The organism is Stomatobaculum longum (assembly GCA_000242235.1).
Taxonomy (GTDB): Bacteria; Bacillota; Clostridia; order Lachnospirales; family Lachnospiraceae; genus Moryella; species Moryella longum.
The window spans coordinates 209,059-226,595 of sequence record JH590863.1; the positions used below are offsets into that span (position 1 = coordinate 209,059).

The window sequence follows — 17,537 nt, forward strand, 5'->3', positions numbered from 1 at the left end:
TTCGATGGTGCTCGGCATGGCCGCGGCCGGCCTCAGCGCTTTCCTGCATTGAGCCAGCGCTATCCGGAACTTGTCGCAGCCTGTTCGGCGGGAAACCTGGAAACGGCGAGGTTTCTTTCGGAACACGGGTCGGAAAACAAAATATATGTTCGAGACTTGGCAGCGCTTTTGGAGCGACTGAAAGCCGAGGAAGACGCCCGGGAAACCGCCTTGCGACTGGGACGGGAGACGGACGCGGAGACGCTCTGCCTGCCCTACGGCAGAGGAGGGCTTCTCGCGGCAGTCTATCTCACCGCGCTTGCGCGAAGGTCCGGTGTCGAACTCCGGCTCCGCGCGGTGCCGATTCGCCAGGAGACCATAGCGCTCGCGGAGGCGCTCGGCAAAAATCCCTACCGCATGGACACGGCGGGCGTTTTATTTCTGACCGCGCACAGTGACAGTCTGGTGCGGGCGCTCCGCGGGACAGGGATTCCGGCAGCATGCATCGGCCGCCTGGTGCCGGGACTTGACAAGTGCGTGGTCGATAAGACCGAGCGCGAATACATCAACCGCCCGGAAAAGGGCATCACATTGGAAGCGGAAGTGTTTGAGACAGAAAGGACGAAAGATGCGTGAAAAAATCCTCGCGGTTCTCGAGAAGAACGCGCGTATCGACATCCACGAACTCGCAATGCTGCTCGGCGAGAGCGAAGCAGCGGTCGCGAACGAGATTGCGGACATGGAGAAAGAGAATGTGATCCGCGGCTATCACACCCTGATCAACTGGGAGAACACGAGCAACGAGCGCGTGGAAGCGCTGATTGAGGTCAATGTGACCCCGCAGCGCGGCATGGGCTATGACCGCATTGCGGAGCGCATTTACCAGTACAACGAAGTCGATTCCGTCTATCTGATGAGCGGTGCGTTCGATTTCATGGTGCTTCTTGAGGGTAAGACCATGCGGGAAGTCGCACTCTTTGTCTCCGAGCGGCTGGCGCCGCTCGAGTCGGTGACAGGTACTTCGACGCACTTCGTGCTGAAGAAGTACAAGGATCACGGCACGGAGATGGAAGTGAAGAAAGAAGACGAAAGGCAGTTGTTCATGGCATGAGAGATATCAACGAAATTTTAGCGAAGAAGACAGTTGCCCTGCAGCCCTCCGGCATCCGGAAGTTTTTTGACATTGTCCGCACGATGGAGGGCGCCATTTCCCTCGGCGTCGGCGAGCCGGATTTTGACACGCCCTGGCCCATCCGGGAAGAGGGCATTTACTCGCTGGAGCGCGGACGCACTTTCTACACGAGCAATGCGGGCCTCAATGAGCTCCGCGAGGAGATTGCGCGCTACATTCAGCGCCGCTTCGGTGTCTCCTATGAACCGCTCAGCGAGATCACGGTGACGGTCGGCGGCTCGGAGGGCATAGACCTCGCCTGCCGCGCTATGCTGGATCCCGGCGACGAAGTCATTATCCCGCAGCCGAGTTATGTCTCCTACGAGCCCTGTGTGCGTCTCGCGGACGGCGTGCCGGTCATTGTGGAACTCAAGGAGAAGGATCGCTTCAAGCTGATGCCGGAGGACCTCGAGAAGGCCACCACCCCGCGCACCAAGTTTTTGGTGTTGCCGTTCCCGAATAACCCGACCGGCTCGATTATGACCGGAGAGGAGCTCGCGGCGATTGCGGAAGTCGCAATCCGCCACGACCTCTATGTGGTCTCGGACGAAATTTACACCGAGCTCACCTATAACGGCGAGGCACCGGCCTCGATCATTCAGATTCCGGGCATGCGGGAGAGAACCGTTCTGATCAACGGCTTCTCGAAGGCGTATGCGATGACCGGCTGGCGCCTCGGCTATGCCTGCGGGCCGGAACCGATACTCCGCCAGATGATCAAGGTGCACCAGTATGCGATTATGTGCGCGCCGACCACAAGCCAGTACGCGGCGGTCGCGGCGCTTCGCGACTGCGACGCCGAGATTGCGCGGATGCGCGAGGCCTATAACCAGCGGCGCCGCTATCTCTTAAAGCGGCTCGAGGAGATGAATATCCCCTGCTTTGAGCCGGAGGGCGCCTTCTATATTTTCCCGAACATCTCGAAATTCGGCATGTCCTCCGAGGAGTTCTGCACGAAGCTGCTGACCGAGGAAAAGGTCGCGGTCGTGCCGGGCACGGCGTTCGGACAGAGCGGAGAGGGCTTTGTACGCATCTCGTACGCATATTCGCTCGAACAGCTCCGCGAGGCCATGGGGCGCATTCAGCGCTTTGTGGAGCGTTACGCAAACTAAGAGAAACAGCCCCTGCGATGCAGGGGCTGTTTTTTTTGACAAATGGTACCGACTCCTTATGCTTGTATCCTCTCAGGTCGGGATTGAACTTCCCCCTTCTGTTCTTCCGCAACAAAAACCCGGGTGTAATCATCATGGAACAGGGATTGCAGCGCCACCGCGAAGCGCCGGACGGATTCTTCCCGTATTTCATACAAAGCCCACCTCAAAAAGGCCGGATTGCATACTTCGTGAAGGTTTCCGCCGAACAAACTGTTTCAAGAAAGATACCGTCTCTTTTTGTTCTATAACTCGAATAACAAAAAAACGCCTGTCGCACGTTTTGTGCGACAGGCGTTCTGCCGTTTCTTTATCTGCTCTGGGTCCAGATACCGCTGTTGTCAACGTAGTAGCGGTTGTTGTCAACCCACTGGTTGGTCAGCATCTTGCCGAGGTTGCTGCCGTTCTCGGTGCTGAGCCAGTACCACTTGCCGGTGAAGCGGCTCTTCAGCCAGCCGGTCTGCATGTAGCCGGCCTTGTTGAAGTAGTACCAGTTGCCGTCAATCTGCTGCCAGTTGTCGGTCGTATAGGAGCGGTCTGCGTTGCAGTACCACCAGCCGACATTGTCCTTCAGCCATGCGCCCTTGTTGCCGGAGTTCGATCCGTTCGGGCCGGTCTGACCGCCGTTGTTGGAGCCGCCGTTGTTCGTCTTGCCGCCGAGTGCCGCGAGGATATCGTCATCGACGCTGAACTCATCCGACTCGGTCCAGTTACCTTTCGAGCCGTTGCCGTTGCCGACAACCGCGCGGACCTTGACAGTGTAATCGCCCTTGCCGCCCTCACGAATCTGGCTGCGGAAGTCGTAGCTCGTGCCGTTCGTCGTGACCGACTCGCGGATGGTGTTGTTCCGGTAGAGCTTTACCTCGTACTGCTTTGCGTAGTCTGCCTGATCCCAGGAGACCACCGGGCTGTCATCGTCACCCCAGGAGACATCGCCGACTTCGAGTGCGTCCTTATCTGTGGAGCCGGTCTTCGGCAGGGTGACCGTGACGGTCATGGCGCTTGCGCTCGTGACAATCTTGCTGACCTCGGCGCCCTTGCCGCCCTTGTCATTGAGCTTGACATTGCCCTTTGGCGTGCCCTTGAAGGTGAAGTCGCTGTCGGGCTTCAGCTTCAGCGTGACCTTCGGCTTCTTGCCGAAGTCGGTGTTCGTGATTGAGGTGACCTTGACGCTGTCCACGCCTGCGCTGTCACTCTCGGCGTCAATCTGGCTTGCGGTCATGCCCGGAGAGAGGTCGTAGTCGAGATCAATCGTGACATTCTGCACAACGCCCTTTGAGGATTTTGCAAAGGCGACGCTTGTCATGCCGAGCAGCATAGCAGCGCTCAGAACAATGGGAGCCACTTTCTTTAACAGATTCTTCTGCATCATTTCTGTTTCCTCCGTTCCGCAGGATTTCCTGCTTGGTAATTTTTCTGTTGACTCTATCCTAAACGATTTCGGCGGGAAAGAATAGTGGATTTCACTTACGGTTCTCTTACTTTCCTGTAAGAAGATTATCACAAAAATTTAACGGCCTTTGGTGTAACCTTTTCACAAAAAATGACACCGCGGAAATCGCGATGTCATTTTTTAAAAAAGAATATTCGATTCGAAAAAGATTCGGGGTGCGCAGGCTTACGGACGCCACTTGCCCGCGTAGTCCACGAGATAGCCGTCCGGCGTCTGAGCGCTCACGAGCATCTCACCGTTGTAGCCAACATAGTAGTAGACACCCTCTTCGGTTGCGCTCTTAATCCAGGCATTTGCCCACATAGCGCCGTCGCTGCCCGCATAGTACCACTTATCTCCGACCTGGAACCAGCCGGTCGCCTTCTGACCGTTGTTCAGCACATAGCTCCAGCCGCCGTTCTCGAGCGACACCCAGTGACCGGTTGCGGCAGCTGTGTTCTGCGCGCCGGTATTCTGTGTGTTGGCAGCCTGGGTCTGTGCGGCAGCATTCTGCGCGGCCGTGCTCTGGTTGGCGGCAGTGCTTGCGGCAGCGGAAGTCTTGGTCTCATCCGCATTGCCGCGGTTCTGCTTAATCATCATGATGTCCTCGGCCGTGATGGTCTCGGCACCCATGGCGGAAGCTGCGCGTCCCTGTCCCTTGGCCTTCTTCTTTGCCGTGACCTGCGCGTAGTAGGTGCCGGCGCCGCGCTTTAAGACCTTGTCGGTGATGTCGGCCTTTTCCGCCGTATAGCCCGCCGTGACAGCCGTGCCGATCTTGTGCTTCGGCTTCAAATCCGAGGAGCTGTAGAGCTGCACCGTGTAGCTTGTGCGGCTGTCGCCGACCGACCAGTTGACATAGACGCGGTCGTTCGAGACATCAAAGGAGACATCGCTGACCGAATAGTCCTGCGGGTCGTCATCTTCCGTCCGCGCAAAGCTCACAGCACCCTGTGAGAGCGTCATCGCGAGGCAGAGGAACAGGGCAGTTGCCCGTTTCAGTCGTTTCATCATAAAATACCTCCGAATTCTAAAAACTTCTATATAGCGAGTATAGCACAGCAAGCTTACGAATTCCTTACGACAGAATGACGATTCCCTGTCAGTGGCGCAGGTTTTTTTCGTCAGCTTTCGGCAGTGTGAAGACAAAACGGCTGCCGCCCTCTGTGCGCTGCGTCGCTTCCAGACTCTCACCGTGCGCGAGCATGACCTCCCGCGCAATCGCGAGGCCGAGCCCCGCGCCCATTTTGTCCTTTCCGCGAGAGCGGTCGCCCTTAAAGAAGCGGTCAAAGATGCGGGACAAGTCCTCGTCCGGAATACCGATGCCGCTGTCGCTGACCGAGATCTCCATGCGACTTCGGCGCTCCGTGCAGGCAATCTCGATCTCGCTGTTCTCCGGCGAAAACTTGATTGCGTTGTCGGTGAGATTATAGAGGACCTGCTGGATGCGCAGGGCGTCGGCATAGACAAAACTCTGTTCCTCGGCGAAGAGGAGGGAGATGTGAATATGCTTTGCTTTGCACTGGGGTTCAAAGCTCTCGACTGTGGCGCGAATCAGCGCATTCAGCTCAAAGACGCTTCTGTGTAGCGTCTGTCCGGGATTCAGGGTGTTGAGACGCAGCATGTTTTCCGTGAGCTTGGAGAGGCGCTCGCTCTCGGCGATGACGCGCCGCATGTACTTTTCCCGCTGTTCGGGCGGAATGGTGCCGTCCAGAATCGCCTCGGAGAAGCCCTTGATCGAAGTCAAGGGCGAGCGGAAATCGTGGGACACATTGGCGATAAAACGCCGCTCATCTTCCTCGAGTCGCGCGAGCTTTTCCGCCATCCCGTTCATGGTTGTCGCGAGATAGCCCATCTCATCCTCGGCGCGCACCGGAATCCGGTGGGTCAGGTTGCCGTCGGCAAATTGGCGGGCGCCCTCGGTGATTGCGGCGAGCGGCCGGTATACCGCAAAGTGAAAAATAAAGAGGAAGGTGAGGGATAGCAGAAAGACAATACCGTAACTGATATAGACCAGATTCAGAATCTGCATCGCATCTTCCCGGACATAGTTCATCCGGAGATGAATCACGACATAGCCGTAGGTCCGGTAATTGCCCGTGATCGGTGCGGAGACACTGAGGACGGTCTCCGGGAAGGAGCCGAAGTAGGAGCCGACCGTATAGGAACGATTGCCGGTCGCGGTCGGATCGAAATCCGGTATGGTGCGGCCGTCCCAGCTGTGCGCGGAGTCAATGACAATCGCGCCGTTTTTGTCCATAATCCAGATTTCCGCCCGCAGAAAGGTGGAGACAGCTTCGAGCTGCGGGTAGGCGCTCTGGAGCGGCAGCGCCTTGCCGTCGTAGACACCCGAGTAGGCGGCGGCAATCAGATTCGCCTCGTCGTAAAGCGTGCGCGCGCGGCTCTTAATCAGATAATTTTCCGTGAGACGCGCGGAGAGCGTCGAGACCGCGAGAAAGCCCGCGACGCCAAAGAGCAGATAACCGAGCAGAAATTTTAAGTAGAGAGAGCGGCGTATGAACTTCATCATGCGCGGAGGTCGAATTTATAGCCGACGCCCCAGACGGTGGCGATGGACCAGCTCGGCTTATCCTTCAGCTTCTCGCGGAGGCGCTTGATGTGCACATCGACGGTGCGGGTATCGCCCGCATACTCATAGCCCCAGATATGGTCCAGGAGCTGCTCGCGCGTAAAGACCTGGTTCGGGTGGGAGGCGATAAAGTAGAGGAGTTCAAGCTCTTTCGGCGGCATTTCGACCGGGCGTCCCTCATAGCGGACAGCGTAGTTCGTGAGGCTGATCTCCAAATCCTCGCAGCGCACTACATCCGTGTCGGTGCGGGCGGGCGGGGCAGCTTCCTGCGGCCGGTAGCGGCGCAGCACAGCGCGGACGCGCGCGACCAGTTCCTTCGGCTCGAAGGGCTTTATGATATAGTCGTCGGCGCCGAGCTCGAGTCCGAGCACCTTGTCAAAGACCTCTCCCTTTGCCGAGAGCATAATGACAGGCGTCTGGGCACTCTTTCGAATCTCGCGACATACCTGGTAGCCGTCGACATGCGGCAGCATGAGATCCAGGAGCACGAGATCCGGGGAGAGTGAGTGAAAGAGCGAGAGTGCCGCCGCGCCGTCCGGCGCAATGTGCGTCTCGAAACATTCTTTTTCCAGGTAGAGGGAGATGAGTTCCGCAATATTTTCGTCGTCGTCGACAATCAGTATTTTCTGTTTTCCTGCCAAAGAGACTCCTTTCTGCGGGTCAGCGGAAGGTGACCACGGTCACGGCCTCGCCGCCGTCGTCAAAATGGGCATCTTCGAATTTCTTGACATAGGGCTGCTTTTTGAGCCAGGCGAGCACACCTTTTTTCAGTGCGCCGGTGCCGCGGCCATGAATCACGCGGACCGAGTTCAGGTGTGCGAGGAGGGCGTCGTCCAGGTACTTGTCGAGCTCCCCGAGTGCCTCATCGACCGTCTTGCCGATCAAATTGATTTCGGGGGAGATGTGGGAGGCCTTGCCGAAGGTCGGCGCTGCACCGCTGTAGCCGCGCTTTGCGCCCTTTGCGCTTGCCGCTTCCTCCTCAATCAGGACTACATCGTCCGCGGAAACCTGCGTGCGAAGCACGCCCATGCGGACAAAGAGACGGTTATTTTTATCCGGCAGCGTCGAGACAATGGCATCGTGGTCCATGCTGAGCACGCGGACCGAGTCGCCAATGTGGAGCACCGCGGGCTTTGCCGCTTTGACGGCCTCCTTTTTCGGCGCGGTCTTTTCGACCGCCTTTAACCTTTCGCGGAGGCCGGTGCGCTCTTTTTCGAGTTCGCGGAGCAGACCGGAGTCCGCGCTCAGGCGGTTGATGCGCCGTATGCTCTGATCGGCGCTCTCTTTCGCTTCGGCGAGAATGCGCTCGGCTTCGGCGCGTGCCTTCTCGAGAATGCGCTCTTTGCGTTCGTCGAGGTTTTGATCTGCCTTTTCGTGCCGGGTCTTCAACTCTTCAATCTCGGTCCGGTACGCGAGGATTTCCTTCCGCTCGGCCTCAATCGTGCGGCGATCCGCTTCGAGACGGGTGAGGAGATCCTCAAAGGCCGCATCGTTCTGCTCGATGTGCGTCTTTGCCTCCTCAATGATGTAATCCGGGAGTCCGAGTTTTTTGGAAATCGCAAACGCGTTACTCTTGCCCGGAATACCGATTAAGAGTCGGTAGGTCGGGCGGAGTGTCGCGACATCGAATTCACAGCTTGCGTTTTCGACGCCCTTCGTAGAGAGCGCGTAGACTTTCAATTCGCTGTAGTGCGTGGTCGCGACCGTCCGCGCGCCGATATTCTGTAAGAACGACAGAATCGCAATCGCGAGCGCCGCGCCCTCGGTCGGATCTGTGCCGGCGCCGAGCTCGTCGAAGAGGCAGAGCGCATCGCTGTCTGCAGACGCTAGAATCTCGACCACATTTTTCATGTGCCCCGAGAAAGTCGAGAGCGACTGCTCTATGCTCTGCTCGTCGCCGATGTCCGCAAAGACATCGCGGAATACGGCGAGGCGGCTCCCCTGAAACGCCGGGATGTGGAGTCCGGCCTGCCCCATCAGCGTAAACAGTCCCATGGTTTTCAGGGAGACTGTCTTGCCGCCGGTGTTCGGTCCCGTGATGATGAGGAGCGTGAAGTCTTCGCCAATCCGTATGCTGATCGGCACCACCTTGTCCCGCGGAATCAGCGGATGGCGGCCGTCTTTGATTTCGACAATGCGCTCGGTGTTAAAGAGCGGCTTCGAGGCCTGCATCGAAGAGGCGAGCCGCGCCTTCGCAAAGACAAAGTCAAGTGCGGCGAGTATTTTCTGGTTTGCGAGCAGAGCAGCGGTGCAGGGCGTGAGAAGCGCGCTGAGCGCCGCGAGAATTTTTGTGATTTCCTGCTGCTCGGCAATGACCAGCTCGCGGTATTCGTTGTTCAGGCGCACGGCGACAAGCGGCTCGATGAAAACGGTCGAGCCGGTGGAACTCTGGTCGTGCACCACGCCCGGAAGTTTCGACTTGTACTCGCTTTTCACGGCGAGACAGTAGCTGCCGTTACGCATGGTCACGATGGTATCCATGAGATAGCTCTTGTGGCGGTTGATTTCCTCCTGCAAAGCGCTGTGCATGCGCTCGTCGGCCGTCTTCATCTGCCGCCGGATGCGCGAAAGCTCGGCGCTCGCCGTGTCGGCGACCAGCTCCTCCGAGAGGATGCAGTGCTTCAGTTCCCGCTTTTCTTTCGGGAGCGGGGAGAGCGCCGTGAAAGAGGCTTCGAGTGCGTCGGGATCCGGCTCCGCTTCTTCGTGCGCGCCGTAATTCCGGGCTCGCTCGCTTAAGTCGAGCAGCGTGCTGATGGCGTAGAGCTCGGAAGTGCTGAGAGTTCCGCCGACATCGAGGCGCTTCACCGAGGCGCTCACATCGCGGAGTCCCGATAGGCGCAATTCGCCCTTCATGCGGATGCGGGAGAGCGCAGCCTCGGTCTCCGCCTGGGCGCGCTCTATCTCCGGGAGATCGGTCATGGGTACAAGGGCGTGACACAGCGCTTTTCCGGGTGCGCTCACGGCTCTTTCCGCAAGCAGGGCAATGATTTTATCAAATTCCAAAGTATGTAGGGTTTTGCTGTTCATGCGTTGGATTCATCCGTTTCTTCCGCCGTTCGGCAGAGTAGGTATCGCTTTGGTTACGGCTTTGATTTTAATAGAGAAAACTTTTCCTGATACAGTATAGCACAAACTACGGCGCGCGTTTCGGATGCTCGGCTTTTATGGTATACTAAGCATTAATATAGTACGGCGGAGGGAGTTTTATGCAGGAAGATGAGTTTATCACACAGCATATCGCCGAGAAAAAGCAAAAGAGAAAAAAGCTGATGGAACTCGCCGGGAAAGCGGCGCTTGCCGGGGCGGGTTTTGCGCTCGGCGCTGCAGCCATCACCTGTGTCACCTGCCCGATACTCGCAAAAAAGTGGCGGCAGAGTACGGAAAAAAACAGCGTCAAAATCGAGCGGGACGAGAGCCGGGGCGAGGGAGAGTCGCGCGAGCAGCTGAGCTCTCCCGCGGAGGCCGAGTCCGGCAGCGGAGAAGTGAACGGGGAGGCCGAGAATCAGAACATCCGGGAACAGGTCGAACAGGCCATAGAGAACCGGGACTACACGCTCAGCGATATCCGCCAGATGGCGGGAACGCTCCGGAAACAGGCCGACAGCGCCGATGCCGCCGTGGTCTCCGTGACGCATGAGCAGGCCGAACGGGACTGGTTTAACAATGCGCTCGAGAGTTCGGAGAACTACGCGGGGCTTGCGGTCGCAAAGACGGAGAGCGAGCTCTTATTTCTCACGACGACCGCTGCGGTGGAGGGCACCGACACGGTGACAGTCACCTTTGCCCGCGGCGATCGGATGAGCGCGACTGTCAAACTGCGGGACAGTGCGACCCATCTTGCGGTGCTCTCGCTCCCGATTACGGATGCGAACCGGGACAGTCTCGCAAAGCAGGCCGTGATTCCCTTCGGCAATTCCTACCGCCTGAAGCGCGGCGATCTTCTGTTCCTGATCGGCTCCCCGCTCGGCATGATTCACTCGGTGAAGTACGGCTTTCTCTCGAATGTCCGGACCAATGTGAGTGTGATGGACGGCTATGCGACCGTTTACCTGCCGGATGTGAGCGGAGACGCGGCGTCCGGCACCTGGGTCTTAAATGCGGACGGCGAGCTGGTCGGCTGGATGACAGACCTCTTCTCCGAGACGGAGGGACAGAGCAGCACGGCGATCCTCGGAATCTCGGATTTAAAGCCCATGATCGAGCGGATGATGAACGGGAAGGAAACGGCGAAGCTCGGCATTTACGGCAGACAGGTCGGCACCACGCAGCGCGAACAGGGAATGCCGGCGGGCGTCTACATCTCCCGCGTCGAACCGAACGCACCGGCCTATGCGGCGGGCGTGCAGCCGGGGGACATTCTGATTTCGCTCGGCGACAGCAAAATCGAGACCATGCGCGACCTCGAAGGCGCGCTGGAAAAAAGTGCGAAGGGGGAGAGCGTGCGCTTAACCCTGATGCGAAACGGCAGAGAGAAGTATGAGACCATCTCGGTCACCGCGACACTTGCGGGCAGATAAAGGCAAACCAGAAAGGACACACTATGAAATATATCGACGCACTCCGGGAGAACACCCATATTTCGGAGGTTTATCTCTGCCAGCAAAAGGCGACCTATCTCACGAAGAGCGGCAAGGAGTACGAAAGTCTGCAGCTCCGCGATAAGACAGGTGTGGTCGACGCAAAAATCTGGGAGCCCGGAAATCCCGGCATCGGCGACTTCGATGAGCTCGACTATGTCGCAATCGATGCGGATGTGATTCTCTACAACAACAAGCTGCAGCTCAAAATAAGCCGCATTCGCCGCGCCAATGAGGGCGAGTATAACCCGGGCGACTACATGCCGGTCTCTAATCGGGACAACAACGAGATGTATGCGGAACTCCTGGCACAGATTCAGTCGGTGCAGGACAGCTACCTGCAGACGCTGCTCCGCGCTTTTTTTGTGGACGATGCTGCCTTTGTGAAGCGTTTCCGCCTGAGCTCGGCGGCGAAGTCCGTGCACCACGGCTTTATCGGCGGCCTCATGGAGCACACGTTAAGTGTCGCAAGACTCTGCGACTACTACTGTAAGAACTACCCCATTCTGAACCGGGACCTCCTGATTACCGCGGCCCTCTGTCACGACATCGGCAAGACCCGCGAGCTCTCGGCTTTTCCGGAGAATGCCTACACCGACGAGGGACAGCTGCTCGGTCACATTGTGATCGGCTGCGAGATGATCGCGGCGGCAATCGCAAAGATTCCGAACTTCCCCGAGAAGCGCGCGGCCGAACTTCGGCACTGCATTGTCGCGCACCACGGCGAGCTGGAATTCGGCTCCCCGAAGAAGCCCGCACTGATTGAGGCCATGGCCTTGAATCTCGCGGACAATACCGACGCAAAGATGGAGACCTTTATGGAACTCCTGAATGCCGCCGGGGCAAATAACGGCTGGCTCGGGTTTAATCGCTTCTTGGACAGCAACCTGAGAAAGACCTCCGAGAGCGGCGTATAAGTGCGGAAGAATGCGCTGAGAAGAGAGAAAGAGAAGACCGCATGCGTAAGAACGATGAGTTTGAACTGGAAATCACGGCGCTCTCCGATGAGGGGCTCGGAATAGGGAAGCTGGACGGCTTTGTCTGGTTTGTGAAGGGCACCCTCCCCGGAGACACAGCGCTCTGTCTCGCGATGAAGCTCAAAAAGAACTACGGCTTTGCGCGCGTAAAGACGCTTTTAAAACCTTCGCCGGAGCGCGTTACGCCGCGCTGTGCGGTCGAGCAGCGCTGCGGCGGCTGCCAGCTGCAGGCGCTCTCCTATGAGGCCGAGCTTCGTTTCAAGGCGAATAAAGTGAGGGAAGACCTGCTCCGCATCGGCGAAGTTCCGGCGGAGCGGCTGGATGCCGTCACGGAGGCAATTGTTGGGATGGAAGAGCCGTCCCGCTACCGAAATAAGGCCCAGGTGCCGTTTGCAGCCGGCGAGGACGGAAGACCCGTTGCCGGCTTTTATGCTGCCCGGAGTCACCGTGTGATTCCCTGGCTTGACTGCGATATCGGTGCAAAGGAAAACGCGCGTATTCTGGAAGTGCTACTCGCCTTTACGGAGCGCTTCGGGATAGCCCCCTACGACGAAGAGAGCGGCAGGGGGCTGCTTCGCCACGCCCTGATACGGAAGAGCCGTGCGACCAAGAGCTATATGCTCTGTCTCATTGTAAACGGCAAGGAATTGCCGCATTGGGAGGCGCTGCTTCAGGCGCTTCAGGCAGCAGACAGCGAGGACGCGCGCCTTGAGACTCTGGTGCTCAACACCAACACCCGCCGCGACAATGTGATACTCGGCGACACGGTGCGCACCCTCTACGGCAGGGGCTATATTGAGGACAGCATAGGCGATATCCGCTTCCGCATCTCCCCGCACTCCTTCTATCAGGTGAATCCCGTTCAGACCGAGGCCATGTACGGTGCGGCTCTGGAATTCGCGGCACTCGGCGGAAACGAGACCGTCTGGGATTTATACTGCGGCATCGGAACCATCTCCCTCTTTTTGGCGCAGCAGGCAAAGAAGGTCTACGGCGTGGAAATTGTGCCGGCCGCCATTCGGGATGCCAAGGAAAACGCCAAGCGTAACGGCATTGCAAACGCGGAATTCTTTACCGGGGCCGCCGAGGAAGTACTCCCGGCGTGGCAGCGGGAACACCCTGCGCAGTACATCGATGTGATTACCGTGGACCCGCCGCGGAAGGGCTGCGATGAAACTGCCCTCCGCACTATGGTAGAACTTGCGCCGAAGCGCATTGTCTATGTGAGCTGCAACCCCTCGACCCTCGCGCGGGATATTAAGTACCTCCGCGCCAATGGCTATGAGCTAACGCGTGTGCGCCCGGTCGACAACTTTCCGAGAACCATGCATGTGGAGACGGTATGTTTGATGTCAAGAGTCGAAGAGAAATAGCCGCGAAAGCTTAAGTATACTGCGGTTTTCGGGTAATCGGACAAATTTGGCATCGGACAAGACGAACGCTTCTCGGTAACTTATCCAAGGGCAAAAAGGCTCGACAGAGATAAATACGGTTGATGATTTTAAGGACTTGATGCGTGTAATAAACGATCCGGCTCTGACGGAATTTCAGTACCTGGTCGATGGGGATACATGGACAGTCTCTATAAAATAGTACGAGTACACGAGGTTGAAAATGAGCAGACCTATAACGACTTTATTTATGCTGATGTCGGTTGACGGCAAAATCAGCACAGGCTCCTCGGACGAATTGGATGTAGATAGGGATTTCCCTACCATAACTGGCGTGGCAGAGGGCTTGCATCAATACTACAAAATTGAACAGTCAACAGACCTGTGGTCTTTTAACACAGGACGAGTGCAGGCCAAGATGGGTGTTAATGAGAAGCCTCTCCCCGCAAAAACGCCGGTGTCGTTTGTGCTGTTGGATAATCACCATCTGATGGAAAATGGCGTAAAGTATTTTTGCGCTCTTTCAAAACAGGCGGTGGTGATAACATCGAATCCGAATCATCCGGCTTTCTCCGTAAAAGAGGATAATCTGTATATTATTTTTCAAGAGCAAATCTCGTTGAAAGCAGCACTTGAACATCTGCATGAGGATTATGGATGTGCGCGATTGACGGTGCAGTCTGGGGGTACTGTAAATGGATTGTTCCTTCGTGAAAAACTGTTTGACTTTGTCGATATCGTTGTGGCTCCGATCCTGATTGGCGGTAAAGATACATCCACTTTGATTGATGGGCAGTCTTTGAAATCCAAAGCTGAACTATCCGATTTAGGAGTGCTGAAGTTAATAGAATGCTCTGCACTTGAGGATTCCTATATTAGATTGCGATACCAGGTGATTGGCTGATTATTCAAGTTTTACGAGGAGAGCGCAATGTACGCACAGGCAGCGATAAAACCGAATCCCTTACTCCGTAACGATGCATACGGCATCATTATGAGGGGTGTGCAAAAATGTACACTGGGGTGTTCATCGTTAAGGGGTAGAAAAAGGCTGCCGTTATGTTGTATCAAATTAGACACGGCAACAGACCCTACGTGTGGGACGGCAGGATTTTTGATTTCTGCGATGCATAAGATGCTCTCTATGGCGGATAGTGAACAACAAAGAAAGAATATCAAGAAAAAGCAGCTTCACGGCTTTGAACTTCAGAGCAATATGTTTGCGGTGGCGGCTGCAAACATGATTCTGCGCCGGGATGGGAATAGTAACCTCGAGTGTAGCGACTTTTTGGCCAAGAACCCAGCACAGGTGCAGATGAAGGGAGCAACGATAGGTTTGATGAATCCACCGTATTCGCAGGGCACGAAGGCAGACCCAAGCCAGTATGAGCTTTCGTTCATTGAGCATTTGTTGGATTCATTGACTGTGGGTGCGCGAGCTGCGGTCATTGTTCCGCAGTCATCCATGACGGGAAAGTCAAAGGTAGAGCAGGCTTTCAAGGAGAGCATTATGAAGCACCATACACTCGAGGGCGTAATCACGTGCAATACTGATACATTCTATGGCGTGGGAACTAATCCGGTCATTGCAGTATTCACGGCATATGAGCCACATCCAAAGGATAAGGTCTGCAAGTTTATAGACTTTAGGGATGACGGGTACGTGGTAAGGGCTCATGTCGGGCTTGTTGAGGGTGATTCTGCTAAGGACAAACTCCAGCACTTACTGGACACATGGTGTGGGAGAGTAGAAGCTCCGTCTAAGTTCTGCGTTGAATCAACCGTACAATCAGATGATGAGTGGCTCCATAGCTTCTACTACTTCAATGATGAGATTCCGACTGATGCAGATTTTGAGAAATTCATCGGAGACTATCTGACGTTCGAGTTCTCGATGGTTATGCAGAATCGAGAATATCTGTTCGAGGGAGGTGTTAATGATGGAAAGACTGAGTGAGAAGGAATGGAAAGAATTTGGGTATGAAAAGTTCTTTGCTTTGCAAAAACAAAAAAATAAATTATCTGCTACAGATTGTTCTTATGATGGGAAAACACCTGTGTATGCGTCGCAGTCACAAAATAATGGAGTTATGGGATTCACAAATGGTGAACCAGAAATCGATATAAAACGATATCGCTATTTAATATTTGGCGATCATACTAGGTGCATGAATCTGGTACAATGTTCGTTTTCAGCAGCAGATAATGTAAAAATTCTCAAGAGCAATGGGTTGAACATGGACGATTTGGCATTTATTGCTGTAGCTTGGGAAAAGCGGATTCCAGATATGGGGTACGCGAGACATTGGCGAAAGGCAAAAACTGTTGGCATCTCATTGCCCGTAGATTACAAGGGTAATCCTGACTACAACTACATGACGCTTTACTCCGCTAAAGTGAGGGGGGTATGCTCATGAGGTATAAGAGATTTATCACAGGGCAACTCTCCCAGCTAGAATACAAGGAAATCCCCCCGCTAGATGAGAAGGAATGGGGAGAGTTCTTTGTGAGTGATTTATTTACAATTAGCCGTCCCAAGGCAAGAAACAAGGATGATTACGATTTTGGTGATACGCCGTTTGTGGCGTCTGGAGCTGTGAATAACGGCGTGATGAAGCGCTGTAATTCAAAACCTGATGAGTTATTAGACAAGGGGAATTGCATCACTGTAAGTCCAGTGGATGGCAGTACGTTCTACCAGCCGATGGATTTTCTTGGACGTGGTGGAGCTGGATCATCAATTTTGATGTTGCGTAGTGATTGGCTTAATCTTTATTTGGGGCTATTTGTTGCAAGAGCAGTGCAACAAACATGTTCGAAGTACACCTATGGGCATATGGGCAACAAAGATAGCATTAAGAGGGAACGTATCATGCTTCCAGTTACTAATGATGATGAGCCTGATTATGCCTTTATGGAGCAGTATACAAAGAATATGATGTTGAAAAAATATGAGCAATATCTTGCATTCATCGACAGACAGAGAGCAAATGAGGGGGAGTTCCTGCATAATGACGTAAATTCAAAAACTGGAAAGAGTCAGGGAAGCGTCCCTCAGGTATAATGTAAATTATAACAATCAACATAAGACTGAGGGGGAACGAGCGAGGTCTCGACTCAATATTACATTGGATCAGGATGAAATTCTACGGTTACTCTTGGCAGATTGCCAGGAAGCTTCTTATGAGCGGTCTGGCAGTCATCTGGATAGTCGTGACGGCTTCGTGCCTTGTTAGATGAAGCGACGGATTTCTTTTACAAGTCCGAATTGTACCCTTTACTACATGAAGGCGTATCGGATTTACATTGCATGAGTGATATGTATCTGGCGGATGAGCTCACGGAAGAATACAGGAGAACCTGACGAGCTCGATAAAAAATAACAAAGATAAAAACGCAACGCGTACAGAAATGTATGCCAGAGCCGGTAGGTAGCCCGGCCGTCACGGCGTAGCCGTGGTAAGTAACCTGCCCTCCGGGTTGTCCGTTCTTTGTTCATGAATTGAATTTTAGGAGGGATTGTCATGGACAAAGTAGTTATCAAGTTGACGGTTTATTTCGCAGATCCGTTTTGGGTTGGCGTAGCTGAGCGGATTGCGGGCGGACATTTATCGGCAACAAAAATTACCTTCGGGGCAGAACCCAAGGACTATGAAATCGCTGGTTTCATACAAAGACATTTTTATGAGCTGTGCTTCAGTCAGCCTGTGCCGACGGAACGAAAGGAAGCAAAGAAGAACCCGAAGACAGCACAGCGTGACGCGAAGAGACAAATGCAACAGGTCGGAATCGGGACAAAGTCGCAGCAGGCGCTAAAAATGCAGCATGAAGCGAAGCGTCTGGAAGGCAGGAAAAAGAACAGAGAAGAACAGCAGGCAAAAGCGGAACGCCTGTTTCTGTTAAAGCAGCAGAAGCGAAAAGAGAGGCACAGAGGACATTGACAGAGGAAGCGGATGGACTATATACAGGATAAAGCAGGCACATCGATATAAGCCTTCAGAATAGTCGTGTATGCGGCATTCCTTACCGGGAAATTGGTCTTTCCAAGAAGCGGAAAGAAATGAGCGAGGACGAACAGCGTGCACTGATCGCGACCGACGGCATGCTGCGGTCCGGCGTGTTGGGAAAATAGCGGGGGTAAAACCCTGAAAGAGATAGAGGCAGAACGAAATAGAGAGCAGTGACGAGGGTATCACCAATCATAGGACCGGAAAGCAAATGAAAATAGGATCCCGGCAGTACAGCCGGTGTGTCTGGAAAAGTACTTCGGCT

At 55.0% G+C, this 17,537-nt stretch carries 17 protein-coding genes and 1 pseudogene; 13 read left to right on the forward strand and 5 right to left on the reverse strand.

Translation table 11 applies throughout. The features are described 5' to 3' along the window. Positions 1-210 precede the first annotated feature (210 nt). The 4 genes from HMPREF9623_RS10915 to HMPREF9623_RS11475 all read left to right on the forward strand — a co-directional run bounded on the left by HMPREF9623_RS10915 (position 211) and on the right by HMPREF9623_RS11475 (position 2,552). Positions 211-615, forward strand: a complete 405-nt coding sequence (locus HMPREF9623_RS10915) for an AIR synthase-related protein (protein WP_195891210.1) — start codon at positions 211-213, stop codon at positions 613-615. Then, the gene (locus HMPREF9623_RS06715; protein WP_009533141.1) at positions 608-1,090 is read left to right on the forward strand and encodes an Lrp/AsnC family transcriptional regulator; all 483 of its coding nucleotides are present in this window, start codon (positions 608-610) and stop codon (positions 1,088-1,090) included. Before HMPREF9623_RS10915 ends, HMPREF9623_RS06715 begins: the two co-directional genes overlap by 8 nt. Continuing rightward, positions 1,087-2,262, forward strand: a complete 1,176-nt coding sequence (locus tag HMPREF9623_RS06720) for a pyridoxal phosphate-dependent aminotransferase (protein WP_009533142.1) — start codon at positions 1,087-1,089, stop codon at positions 2,260-2,262. Before HMPREF9623_RS06715 ends, HMPREF9623_RS06720 begins: the two co-directional genes overlap by 4 nt. 134 nt (positions 2,263-2,396) lie before the next feature. Further along, entirely contained in the window at positions 2,397-2,552 is a 156-nt protein-coding gene (locus HMPREF9623_RS11475; RefSeq protein ID WP_154646129.1) for a hypothetical protein, read from the forward strand. 59 nt (positions 2,553-2,611) lie between these two features. Here HMPREF9623_RS11475 and HMPREF9623_RS06730 read toward each other — a convergent pair whose 3' ends face one another. The 5 genes from HMPREF9623_RS06730 to HMPREF9623_RS06750 form a co-directional block, all read right to left on the reverse strand. Further along, positions 2,612-3,670, reverse strand: a complete 1,059-nt coding sequence (locus HMPREF9623_RS06730) for a cell wall-binding protein (RefSeq protein ID WP_040800050.1) — start codon at positions 3,668-3,670, stop codon at positions 2,612-2,614. Positions 3,671-3,919: 249 nt separating this feature from the next. After that, a complete protein-coding gene (locus tag HMPREF9623_RS10920; RefSeq protein ID WP_009533144.1) occupies positions 3,920-4,744 on the reverse strand; it encodes a hypothetical protein in 825 nt (274 codons plus the stop codon). An 88-nt stretch (positions 4,745-4,832) separates the two neighbouring features. Beyond that, on the reverse strand, positions 4,833-6,260 hold the full coding sequence (locus tag HMPREF9623_RS06740; RefSeq protein ID WP_009533145.1) for a sensor histidine kinase: 1,428 nt from the start codon (positions 6,258-6,260) through the stop codon (positions 4,833-4,835). After that, on the reverse strand, positions 6,257-6,961 hold the full coding sequence (locus tag HMPREF9623_RS06745; protein WP_009533146.1) for a response regulator transcription factor: 705 nt from the start codon (positions 6,959-6,961) through the stop codon (positions 6,257-6,259). The genes HMPREF9623_RS06740 and HMPREF9623_RS06745 overlap by 4 nt, the downstream gene beginning before the upstream one ends. Before the next feature lie 19 nt (positions 6,962-6,980). Continuing rightward, positions 6,981-9,347, reverse strand: a complete 2,367-nt coding sequence (locus HMPREF9623_RS06750; RefSeq protein ID WP_009533147.1) for an endonuclease MutS2 — start codon at positions 9,345-9,347, stop codon at positions 6,981-6,983. A gap of 179 nt (positions 9,348-9,526) precedes the next feature. Here HMPREF9623_RS06750 and HMPREF9623_RS06755 point away from each other — a divergent pair, with 179 nt between their 5' ends. From HMPREF9623_RS06755 to HMPREF9623_RS06790, 9 genes and pseudogenes are all read left to right on the forward strand, one after another. After that, positions 9,527-10,837 (forward strand): S1C family serine protease, encoded by a 1,311-nt coding sequence (locus HMPREF9623_RS06755; protein ID WP_009533148.1) that lies wholly within the window; start codon positions 9,527-9,529, stop codon positions 10,835-10,837. 23 nt (positions 10,838-10,860) lie between these two features. Continuing rightward, positions 10,861-11,814: a 3'-5' exoribonuclease YhaM family protein gene (locus tag HMPREF9623_RS06760; RefSeq protein ID WP_009533149.1), complete on the forward strand. Its 954-nt coding sequence runs from the start codon at positions 10,861-10,863 to the stop codon at positions 11,812-11,814. 41 nt (positions 11,815-11,855) lie between these two features. After that, entirely contained in the window at positions 11,856-13,247 is a 1,392-nt protein-coding gene (rlmD, locus tag HMPREF9623_RS06765) for a 23S rRNA (uracil(1939)-C(5))-methyltransferase RlmD (protein ID WP_009533150.1), read from the forward strand. 241 nt (positions 13,248-13,488) lie between these two features. Then, positions 13,489-14,169: a dihydrofolate reductase family protein gene (locus tag HMPREF9623_RS06770; RefSeq protein WP_009533151.1), complete on the forward strand. Its 681-nt coding sequence runs from the start codon at positions 13,489-13,491 to the stop codon at positions 14,167-14,169. A 27-nt stretch (positions 14,170-14,196) separates the two neighbouring features. Next, positions 14,197-15,222, forward strand: a complete 1,026-nt coding sequence (locus HMPREF9623_RS06775) for an HsdM family class I SAM-dependent methyltransferase (RefSeq protein ID WP_009533152.1) — start codon at positions 14,197-14,199, stop codon at positions 15,220-15,222. Next, positions 15,203-15,682, forward strand: coding sequence for a hypothetical protein (locus HMPREF9623_RS06780; protein ID WP_050806345.1), 480 nt, complete (start codon positions 15,203-15,205; stop codon positions 15,680-15,682). Before HMPREF9623_RS06775 ends, HMPREF9623_RS06780 begins: the two co-directional genes overlap by 20 nt. Next, positions 15,679-16,329, forward strand: coding sequence for a restriction endonuclease subunit S (locus HMPREF9623_RS06785; protein WP_009533154.1), 651 nt, complete (start codon positions 15,679-15,681; stop codon positions 16,327-16,329). The genes HMPREF9623_RS06780 and HMPREF9623_RS06785 overlap by 4 nt, the downstream gene beginning before the upstream one ends. Positions 16,330-16,497: 168 nt before the next feature. Continuing rightward, a pseudogene (locus HMPREF9623_RS12245) lies at positions 16,498-16,629 on the forward strand (DUF3791 domain-containing protein); the annotation flags it as partial. 160 nt (positions 16,630-16,789) lie between these two features. Then, positions 16,790-17,206: a YjdF family protein gene (locus HMPREF9623_RS06790; protein WP_009533155.1), complete on the forward strand. Its 417-nt coding sequence runs from the start codon at positions 16,790-16,792 to the stop codon at positions 17,204-17,206. Positions 17,207-17,537 lie beyond the last annotated feature (331 nt).

Coding starts and splice junctions, on each gene's coding strand:
- HMPREF9623_RS06715 (WP_009533141.1), top strand. CDS start 608: ATGCGTGAAAAAATCCTCGCGGTTCTCGAGAAGAACGCGCGTATCGAC.
- HMPREF9623_RS06720 (WP_009533142.1), top strand. CDS start 1,087: ATGAGAGATATCAACGAAATTTTAGCGAAGAAGACAGTTGCCCTGCAG.
- HMPREF9623_RS11475 (WP_154646129.1), top strand. CDS start 2,397: ATGGAACAGGGATTGCAGCGCCACCGCGAAGCGCCGGACGGATTCTTC.
- HMPREF9623_RS06730 (WP_040800050.1), bottom strand. CDS start 3,670: ATGCAGAAGAATCTGTTAAAGAAAGTGGCTCCCATTGTTCTGAGCGCT.
- HMPREF9623_RS10920 (WP_009533144.1), bottom strand. CDS start 4,744: ATGATGAAACGACTGAAACGGGCAACTGCCCTGTTCCTCTGCCTCGCG.
- HMPREF9623_RS06740 (WP_009533145.1), bottom strand. CDS start 6,260: ATGATGAAGTTCATACGCCGCTCTCTCTACTTAAAATTTCTGCTCGGT.
- HMPREF9623_RS06750 (WP_009533147.1), bottom strand. CDS start 9,347: ATGAACAGCAAAACCCTACATACTTTGGAATTTGATAAAATCATTGCC.
- HMPREF9623_RS06755 (WP_009533148.1), top strand. CDS start 9,527: ATGCAGGAAGATGAGTTTATCACACAGCATATCGCCGAGAAAAAGCAA.
- HMPREF9623_RS06760 (WP_009533149.1), top strand. CDS start 10,861: ATGAAATATATCGACGCACTCCGGGAGAACACCCATATTTCGGAGGTT.
- rlmD (WP_009533150.1), top strand. CDS start 11,856: ATGCGTAAGAACGATGAGTTTGAACTGGAAATCACGGCGCTCTCCGAT.
- HMPREF9623_RS06770 (WP_009533151.1), top strand. CDS start 13,489: ATGAGCAGACCTATAACGACTTTATTTATGCTGATGTCGGTTGACGGC.
- HMPREF9623_RS06775 (WP_009533152.1), top strand. CDS start 14,197: ATGTACGCACAGGCAGCGATAAAACCGAATCCCTTACTCCGTAACGAT.
- HMPREF9623_RS06780 (WP_050806345.1), top strand. CDS start 15,203: ATGATGGAAAGACTGAGTGAGAAGGAATGGAAAGAATTTGGGTATGAA.
- HMPREF9623_RS06785 (WP_009533154.1), top strand. CDS start 15,679: ATGAGGTATAAGAGATTTATCACAGGGCAACTCTCCCAGCTAGAATAC.
- HMPREF9623_RS06790 (WP_009533155.1), top strand. CDS start 16,790: ATGGACAAAGTAGTTATCAAGTTGACGGTTTATTTCGCAGATCCGTTT.